This is a genomic window from Anaerobiospirillum sp. NML120449 (assembly GCF_023051105.1).
Lineage (GTDB): Bacteria > Pseudomonadota > Gammaproteobacteria > Enterobacterales > Succinivibrionaceae > Anaerobiospirillum.
The window spans coordinates 20,572-30,170 of the sequence record NZ_JALKIL010000049.1 but is presented as its reverse complement, the minus strand read 5'-3'; the positions used below and the strand labels follow the sequence as shown (position 1 = coordinate 30,170).

Genomic DNA, 9,599 nt, shown 5'->3' with positions numbered 1-9,599 from the left:
TCAGGCTGCCACTGATGAGCAGCCGTAACAATTAACAAGGCCCCGGCTCACACGCTGAAAAAATGGCCCCCTTACAGATATTCAGGCTGCCACTGATGAGCAGCCGTAACAATTAACAAGGCCCCGGCTCACACGCTGAAAAAATGGCCCCCTTACAGATATTCAGGCTGCCACTGATGAGCAGCCGTAACAATTAACAAGGCCCCGGGTCACATGCTGTAAAAGGGGCCCCCTTACAGATATTCAGGCTGACACTGATGAGCAGCCGTAACAATTAACAAGGCCCCGGCTCACACGCTGAAAAAAGGGGCCCGCTTACAGATATTCAGGCTGACACTGATGAGCAGCCTGCGGCCAGGACAGTAATAGCGGATCAGAGGGGCTCTGCAGCCATGCAGTACGGCTCATGATCACTGTCCGGGTTAAACGGCCCTTAAACACCTGCCGTTTGGCCGCAACCATTTTGCATGCACCTGAGGATGAGGATGCCTTAAAGGTGCTGCACCAGTCTCCTGTACACAGCTGCAGGAGCATGAGTAACCACATCTCAGGCTACAGGTCTGGTGCTGCGGTTACCATACTCACCATAGAGGTGAGAATGTCCTTGCTACTTTAAGTACTAATGTTTTTTCTGTAGCGCCCCTGTGTTCGTGGAGGACAAAGGGCTAGTCCCGTCTGAGCACCTGTCCTGATGTAACACATGTTTTTGGATTGTTTAACTATTGAGGAATTACTATGGCCAAGTATGTAATGGCGTTAGATGCAGGCACCACCAGCAACCGCTGCATTTTATTCAACCAGAAGGGCGAAGTGTGCTCAGTAGCACAGCGTGCCTTCACTCAGTACTTTCCAAAACCAGGTTGGGTTGAGCACGATGCCGACGAAATCTGGGCCTCTCAGCTGGGTGTAGCTGTTGAAGCCTTAAACAAGATTTCCGCCAAGGCTGAAGATATCGCTGCCATCGGTATTACCAACCAGCGTGAAACCGCCATTGTATGGGACAAGAACACCGGCGAACCTGTCTACAACGCCATCGTCTGGCAGTGCCGCCGTACCTCCTCCTACTGTGACTCCCTGAAAGAGAAGGGCCTTACCGACAAGTTCCGTGAGAAGACCGGTCTTGTTATCGATGCCTACTTCTCCGGTACCAAGATCAAGTGGATCCTCGATAATGTAGAGGGTGCCCGTGAGCGTGCTGAAAAGGGCGAGCTGCTCTTTGGTACTGTTGATACCTGGCTTATCTGGAAGCTGACCAAGGGTAAGGTTCACGTAACCGACTACTCCAACGCCTCCCGTACCATGCTCTTCAACATCCAGGATCTGTGCTGGGATGAGGAGATCTTAAAGGAGCTGGGCATTCCTCGCTGCATGCTCCCTGAGGTTAAGCCATCAAGCTGCGTATACGGCACCACCGACTACTTCGGTGGCGAGGTCAAGATCGCCGGTGCTGCCGGTGACCAGCAGGCCGCTTTATTCGGTCAGACCTGCTTTAACGCAGGTGAGGCCAAGAACACCTACGGTACCGGCTGCTTCCTGCTCATGAACACCGGTGAAAAGCCAGTATTCTCCAAGAACGGTCTGGTTACCACCATTGCCTGGGGCATTGACGGCAAGGTCAACTATGCCCTCGAAGGCTCCATCTTCGTTGCCGGTGCCGCCATTCAGTGGCTGCGTGACGAGATGCGTCTTATCGATTCCTCCATTGACTCCGAGTACATGGCCTCCAAGGTTAAGGACACCAATGGCTGCTACGTAGTACCTGCCTTTACCGGTCTGGGTGCCCCACACTGGGATCAGTATGCCCGTGGCACCATCGTCGGTATTACCCGTGGCGTGAACAAGTCCCATATCATCCGTGCCACCCTCGAGTCTCTTGCCTACCAGACCAATGATGTTATCACTGCCATGAAGGCCGATTCCAACATTGATCTGCATTCTCTGAAGGTTGACGGCGGTGCCTCTGCCAACAATCTGTTAATGCAGATTCAGTCTGACATCATCGCAGCTCCGGTATTACGTCCTAAGTGTGTAGAGACCACTGCCATGGGTGCTGCCTATCTGGCCGGTCTTGCTGTAGGCTACTGGGCTTCCAAGGAAGACGTTATCCAGAACTGGGCTATCGACAAGGTATTTGAGCCATCCATCAGCGAAGATGATCGCGCCAAGCGCATCAAAGGCTGGAACAAGGCCTTAACCTACTCTCACGGCTGGGCAAAAGATGAGGAATAAACTATGCTTCCATATATTGGCGAATTTGTAGGCACTGCCCTTCTGATCCTCCTTGGTACCGGTGTAGTAGCCAACGTTATCCTTAAGAAATCCAACATGAATGGCGGCGGTGTAGTAGTTATCACCATCGCATGGGGTCTGGCCGTTATGATTCCGGCCTACATCTTCGGTGCTGCCTCAGGTGCTCACTTCAATCCGGCCCTGACCGTAGCTCTGGCTGTCAATGGCACCTTCCCATGGGAAATGGTCCCAGGCTACTTTGTAGCCCAGATGGCCGGTGGTTTCCTCGGTGGTGTGCTCACCCACACTCTGTTCAAGGACCACCTGGATGCCGAGGAAGATGCCAAGACCAAGCTGGGCGTCTTCTGCACCTCCCCATCCATTCCTAACTACTTCCGTAACTCCATGTCCGAGATTATCGGTACCTTCGTTCTGGTATTCGCCATTCTCGGTATTGCTCAGGTTGATGGCATTGCTACCGGTCTGGATAAGATCTTCGTATTCGGTATCATCGTGTCCATCGGTATGTCCCTGGGCGGTTTGACCGGTTACGCCATTAACCCTGCCCGTGACATGGGCCCACGTCTGGCTCACTTTGTCATGCCAATCAAGGGCAAGGGCGACTCCAATTTCCGTTATGCCATGGTTCCATTCCTTGCTCCATACGTAGGCGGCATCCTGGCCGTACTGGTATACAATGCAATCCCATGGCAGATTGGTGCCTAAAACAGTACTTAAAGTAGAAGAAACTATTTAACAGAGGGGCTTCGGCCCCTCTTTTTTCGTCCCCAAAACTAGACCACCGACCCTGCCGCATTTCAAACTGGTCGACCCACAAACCACGGCCGCACTTCAAGCAGGTCCACCCACCAGCCCCGGCCGCATTTCAAAATGGCCATCTCCACCCACCAGCCCCGGCCGCATTTTAAAATGGCCATCTCCACCCAGCCAGACCGCCCTCTCAAAATGGTTACCGCTCGCACCTGACCGCACTGTAAACTTGCCAGCCCCCCAGTAACTACAGCTCAACTCAACTGAGCTCCAACTGCTCAAAACTCGCCATTTTCTTCAAAAAACGCCCAATTTCCCTCAAAAATGCACGCTTTTCCACCATTTTCTTAAAAAATCTGCACTTTCTGAACTCCCACTACTCCACCCACTGAGCAACATCAAGTTGCAAGAACATCCACTGCTATCCTCTGCCAGCAGCTGCCGCACCTGCTATGCGCTGGAAAGTGCCGCAGCTCTGTTTCTGCTGAGACTGCGCTGACAACTCATGCAGTTGCACGCTGGTACTGCGCAAAGCGCTCTCTAAAAGTACTTTATAAAGTGTTTTATTTAGAACCGTTCGGCACCGCTTTACACGGTAATAATGTGTCGGCTGTCAGCCATGACAGCTCGTACCTGATGGGCCCCCTCTACCTTGAAGTATGGCATGAGCGCGCTTACTGCGCTGGCTGCATTTAACTCGCTTGCAGCACGGGCTGCATCGGCGCCGCACTGTGCAGTGCAGCATTCTGCGCTGCTGCTTTCTGCAGCTGTGCACTCTGCGGTGCTGCCCCCTGCAATGCCTGGGAAACCAGACTGAGACTGGCAGGCGTCACCGGCTGATATGTCCAGCACCATGCAAGGTATGTCATACAGATCAAGCTGGCCCATTTTTCTGATGAGCTTTTCCCCCATTAGTTCGCTCAGATGCCGGGGCAGTGAGCTGTTGCTGACGGTGCTGGTGCCGCAGGCGGTTGTTGTGGCGGCGGCGGCGCAAGTGCCGCTGGCGCTGGTGCCGCAGGCGGTTGTTGTGTTGGCGGCCTGTGCATGATGTGCACTGGTCAGGGCGCATGCATCAACGAACATAATCGCCCTGACCTCGAGGTCCAGGTCGGCGGCGTTGAGCAGCAGCTGCAGCCCATGCTCAAAGCTGTTGATAAGCTCGGTGCGGGACAGAGCCTGCCCATCGGACTGCTCGTGTTTGTTGAGCAGTAGCTCGCTGGGAGCGGTCTGGGTTGTGGTCAGGCTTTCAAAGACGACGGTGAGGTTTACCATACGATTACCTTGTGCTCCTTGCTGTTCATAAGGGCCAGCAGCTCCATATAGCCTGTAAGGCTGATGCCTGGCGCTACTGTGCTTTCATCGAGGCCATACTCGCGTGCTGCTCGTCCGCAAACCAGCAAGGTGGTGCCACGTCGGGCAGCAAGCTGCTGGTAGCCCGCAGCCAGAGCGTCCAGCTGTGCTGCCGCTGCAGGCGCAACGGCCAGGCTGTCTGGAGCGGCGGCCGGATCGGCTGGCGCAGCTGAGGCAGCTGCGTTGGCTGGTTGGGTGGTCTGGGAGGAGGGCTGTGGTGAGGCCATCGGGGTGTTCAGGGTGGAGGGCTGTGGTGAGGCCATCGGGGCGGCAGCGCCCATGAAAATCAGGGTGCGCGGCTGGTCCTGGGGCAGGGCCTCTTCAATGAGGCGCTGCAGGGCAGTGTGGGCCTCGATGCAGGTGCAGGGCGCGTTGATAATAAAGGATAGTGGCTGGGTCATGGTTCAGGCCTTTATCAAAAAAAATGACCATGGATCCGTGATGGAACCATGGTCATCTTAGCAAATCCCGGGGCTTGCGTGGCCGGCAAGGCCGGGGCTGTCAGGCTGTTGCCTGACGTGCCATCGGCTTTGGGCCGGGCTTGGGCTCCGGGGCCCTGTGGGCTCCTGAGGCAGCGCCGTAACAGCCGGACCGCAATGTCCGGGTTGCCAGGTGCTGCCTGCAGGAAAGAGTGCTGTCAGTTAGATGCTGTCAGTATTGGCGGTGTTCAGGGCAGTAGCATAATTCAGGCTGTCCAGAGCCTCACCAATCTGCTTTTCAACCTCATCATTGGAAACGTTGTTGTCAAAGACCTCGCTCTTGAGACGGGAGCGGGCAATCTCCTCACGACGCTGCTGGTGGTACTTGAAGCCGGTACCTGCAGGAATGAGTCGACCTACAATTACGTTCTCCTTGAGACCACGCAGCTCGTCAACCTTACCGGCTACGGAAGCCTCGGTCAGCACGCGGGTGGTTTCCTGGAAGGAAGCGGCAGAGATGAAGGACTCGGTGGACAGGGAAGCCTTGGTCAGACCCATGAGGACGTGACGGTAGAGAACTTCACGCTTGCCCTCGGCACGCAGACGCTCGTTGACGGTACGTACGTAGGCAACTTCAGCCTGCTCATCCTTGATGAACTCGGTGGAGTCACCCGGATCCAGAACCTCACACTTGCGGAGCATCTGACGAACGATAACTTCAATGTGCTTATCGTTAATCTTTACACCCTGCAGACGGTAAACGTCCTGAACCTCGTTAACGATGTAGTTGGCAACAGCGTTAACACCACGCAGACGTAAGATGTCGTGTGGTGACTCTGGGCCTTCGGCGATCATTTCACCCTTCTGAACCTTTTCACCCTCGAATACGTTGAGGTTGCGGTTGAGGTTGATCATCTCCTCGTACTGGGCCAGTGGCTGTCCAATCTCATTTACAGTACCTGGCTCCGGAGTAATGATGAGACGACGCTTGGACTTGGTCTCACGGCCGAAGGAAATGGTACCGGAAATCTCAGCCAGAATGGCTGGCTCCTTAGGAGAGCGGGCTTCGAACAGGTCAGCAACACGTGGCAGACCACCGGTAATATCCTTGGTACCACCGGCCTGCTGAGGAATACGGGCAATAATGTCACCGATGTTAACCTCGGCACCGTCCATCAGCTGAACAATGGCCTTACCCTGAAGCATGTACTGAGCAGGTACGGTAGTACCTGGGATCATTACATCATTGCCGTCGGAGTCAACAATCTTAACGGCTGGACGCTTGTCCTTACCCTGAGATGGACGGGCGGCAATTTCACGGACCTCGATAGAGGAAATACCCAGAGCCTCATCTTCCTTCTTATCAACGGTAATACCCTCGATAATGTCGATGAACTTCAGGCGGCCGTGCACTTCAGAAATAATTGGGTGGGTGTGCGGATCCCAGCGGGCAACAACAGTGCCGGCCTTGACCTCGTCGCCATCCTTGATCTCAAAGATAGCGCCGTATGGGATCTTGTGGCTTTCCTTGGAAGCACCGTTCTCATCCATAACCAGCAGCTCGGACTGACGGGAAGTTACTACTTCCTTGCCATCGGTATTGGTTACGGTCTTGGAATTAAGGATACGGATAGTACCTGAATTCTTTACGGTAGCACCGGACTCGGCAACAGCACGTGATGCAGCACCACCGATGTGGAAGGTACGCATGGTCAGCTGAGTACCTGGCTCACCGATGGACTGGGCGGCGATAACACCAACGGCCTCACCGGCGTTGACGATATGACCACGGGCAAGATCACGGCCGTAGCAGCGGGCACAGACACCGTACTTGGTATTACAGGTGATAGGTGAGCGAACCTTTACGCGCTCAATCTTGTAATCCTCAAGCAGGGAGCAGCACTTCTCATCAAGCAGAGTGCCGGCTGGCAGCAGGACTTCCTTGGAGCCTGGCTTGAGCACGTCATCGGCCAGGGTACGGCCCAGAACGCGATCACGCAGGTTCTCAATAACGTCACCACCGGATACATGTGGAGTAATCTCCAGACCCTCGGTAGTACCGCAATCGTCCTCGGTAATAACCAGATCCTGAGCCACGTCAACCAGACGGCGGGTCAGGTAACCGGAGTTAGCGGTCTTCAGAGCGGTATCAGCAAGACCCTTACGGGCACCGTGGGTGGAAATGAAGTACTGCTGTACGTTCAGACCTTCACGGAAGTTGGCGATAATCGGGGTTTCAATAATGGAACCGTCTGGAGTAGCCATCAGACCACGCATACCGGCCAGCTGACGAATCTGAGCTGGTGAACCACGGGCACCGGAGTCAGCCATCATGTAGATGGAGTTGAAGGAAGCCTGCTTCTCTTCCTGACCCAGGATATTGGTGGCGTTCTCAACGGACAGGTTGGCCATCATGGCCTTCATGACCTTGTCGTTGGCGTTGGACCAGATATCGATAACCTTGTTGTAACGCTCGCCCTGAGTAATCTGACCGTTGTCGAACTGCTGCTGAATGGAAAGAACTTCCTTCTGGGCAGCGGCGATAATGGTCTGCTTCTCCTTAGGAATGAGCATGTCGTCCACACATACGGAGGAGCCGGAGATAGCAGCGTTGCGGAAGCCGGTGTACATGACGCGGTCAGCGAACATGACGGTATCCTTAAGGCCGAGCAGACGGTAGCAGGTGTTTAACAGACCGGCAATACGCTTCTTGCCCAGTGGCTGGTTGGATACGCGGGTAAACCAGTCTTCGTGGCTTAAGATCTCACGCATGTTCTCCTGAGATACGCCCTCTACCGGAGGATCGATGTAGTCGTAGGACATACCGCGTGGCAGGATTAAGGACAGAATGGCACGGCCGATAGTGGTCAGACGCAGCTCATTGCGATCCTCAAGCTCGCCGGTCTCAGGGTTCTTGATGCTGAAGTTGATGCGGCAGGCTACACGGGCCTGCATATCAGCGATACCGGCCTTATAAACGCGCTCAGCCTCATAGGCATCAGAGAGGATCATACCCTCGCCACGTGCACCGACACGGGACTTGGTCATGTAGTACAGACCCAGAACCACGTCCTGTGCAGGAACGATAATAGGATCACCTGAAGCAGGAGACAGAATGTTGTTTGTGGACATCATTAACGCACGGGCTTCAAGCTGAGCCTCGAGAGTTAACGGAATGTGCACAGCCATCTGGTCACCGTCGAAGTCAGCGTTAAAGGCTGGACATACCAGAGGGTGCAGACGGATGGCCTTACCTTCGATAAGAATCGGTTCGAAGGCCTGAATACCCAGACGGTGCAGGGTAGGAGCACGGTTTAACAGTACTGGATGCTCGCGGATAACCTCGTCGAGTACATCCCATACGATTGCGTCCTCACGCTCTACCATCTTCTTGGCAGCCTTGATGGTGGCAGCGTGACCACGGATCTCCAGACGGCCGTAGATGAATGGCTTGAACAGCTCCAGAGCCATCTTCTTAGGAAGACCGCACTGGTGCAGGCGCAGGTTAGGACCACAGGTAATTACAGAACGACCTGAGTAGTCAACACGCTTACCGAGCAGGTTCTGACGGAAGCGGCCCTGCTTACCCTTAATCATGTCAGCCAGTGACTTTAATGGGCGCTTGTTGGAGCCGGCAATGGCACGACCGCGACGGCCGTTATCCATTAAGGCGTCAACAGATTCCTGAAGCATACGCTTTTCGTTGCGTACGATGATTTCAGGGGCAACCAGGTCAAGCAGACGCTTTAAGCGGTTGTTACGGTTGATCACACGACGGTATAAGTCGTTGAGATCGGAGGTGGCAAAACGGCCACCATCAAGTGGAACCAGCGGACGAAGATCTGGTGGCAGCACTGGCAGCACAGTGAGGATCATCCACTCTGGCTTGTTGCCTGAGTGTACGAAAGCCTCCATGAGCTTTAAGCGCTTGGCGAACTTCTTACGGCTGGACTCAGAAGAGGTGTGCTCGAGGGCCTCACGGAGATCAGAGATTTCCTGATTGAGGTCCATCTGCTGCAGGATCTCGAGAATGGCCTCAGCACCCATCTTGGCACTGAACTCATCACCGTAGATCTCAAGAGCATTCATGTACTCTTCTTCGGTTAACAGCTGGCGGGTTGCCAGATCGGTCATGCCAGGATCGGTAACAACATAGCTCTCGAAGTAAAGTACGCTTTCAATATCGCGCAGCTTCATATCGAGAATCAGACCGATACGGGATGGCAGTGACTTTAAGAACCAGATATGGGCAACTGGGGAGGCAAGCTCAATGTGACCCATACGCTCACGGCGTACCTTGGCCTGAGTTACTTCTACACCACACTTGTCACAGATGGTGCCACGGTGCTTTAAACGCTTGTACTTGCCGCACAGACACTCGTAATCCTTGTTAGGGCCGAAGATCTTGGCACAGAACAGGCCATCGCGCTCAGGCTTAAAGGTACGGTAGTTGATGGTCTCAGGCTTCTTAACCTCACCATAAGACCAGGCACGGATCATCTCTGGCGATGCCAGACCAATCTTGATCGCGTCAAAATCCTCAAGCTTCTGCTTGAGGGCGTTGTTGCTGCGGTTTGCCAGTCTGCCCAGGGATTCGGAAATCTCGAGGTCAATGGCAAAATCGTCGTCCTTCTTAGCGGCCTCTGCCTGGGTATTAAGGCCCTCTAACAGGACCTCATCCTGACCGTTTTCTTGGATACTCACAACAGTTTCTCCTGCGAAGTGATGATCGGAGGCTGACAGCATGCTGCAATAGGGCGGATCTTAATCCGGGCTCTGACATGAGCATGATGTTGCAGAGGTCAGCCTCTGCCAGGGCAGCCACAACCA

The 9,599-nt window shown here is 54.4% G+C and carries 5 protein-coding genes; 2 read left to right on the top strand and 3 right to left on the bottom strand.

Features of this window, described 5'->3' with window-relative positions; translation table 11 throughout:
• Positions 1–735: 735 nt before the first annotated feature.
• Together glpK and MXE41_RS11360 are read left to right on the top strand one after the other, a co-directional pair.
• On the top strand, positions 736–2,229 hold the full coding sequence (glpK, locus tag MXE41_RS11365; RefSeq protein WP_247100572.1) for a glycerol kinase GlpK: 1,494 nt from the start codon (positions 736–738) through the stop codon (positions 2,227–2,229).
• A gap of 3 nt (positions 2,230–2,232) precedes the next feature.
• Positions 2,233–2,955 carry an MIP/aquaporin family protein gene (locus MXE41_RS11360; protein WP_247100571.1) on the top strand — a complete coding sequence of 241 codons (723 nt, stop codon included), beginning with the start codon at positions 2,233–2,235 and terminating at the stop codon, positions 2,953–2,955.
• Positions 2,956–3,588: 633 nt separating this feature from the next.
• On the opposite strand, the gene MXE41_RS11355 is transcribed toward MXE41_RS11360, so the two are convergent.
• The 3 genes from MXE41_RS11355 to rpoC all read right to left on the bottom strand — a co-directional run bounded on the left by MXE41_RS11355 (position 3,589) and on the right by rpoC (position 9,350).
• Positions 3,589–4,272 carry a hypothetical protein gene (locus MXE41_RS11355; protein ID WP_247100570.1) on the bottom strand — a complete coding sequence of 228 codons (684 nt, stop codon included), beginning with the start codon at positions 4,270–4,272 and terminating at the stop codon, positions 3,589–3,591.
• Positions 4,266–4,751 carry a DsrE family protein gene (locus MXE41_RS11350; protein WP_247100569.1) on the bottom strand — a complete coding sequence of 162 codons (486 nt, stop codon included), beginning with the start codon at positions 4,749–4,751 and terminating at the stop codon, positions 4,266–4,268. The genes MXE41_RS11355 and MXE41_RS11350 overlap by 7 nt, the downstream gene beginning before the upstream one ends.
• 240 nt (positions 4,752–4,991) lie before the next feature.
• On the bottom strand, positions 4,992–9,350 hold the full coding sequence (gene rpoC, locus MXE41_RS11345; RefSeq protein ID WP_246978798.1) for a DNA-directed RNA polymerase subunit beta': 4,359 nt from the start codon (positions 9,348–9,350) through the stop codon (positions 4,992–4,994).
• Positions 9,351–9,599 lie beyond the last annotated feature (249 nt).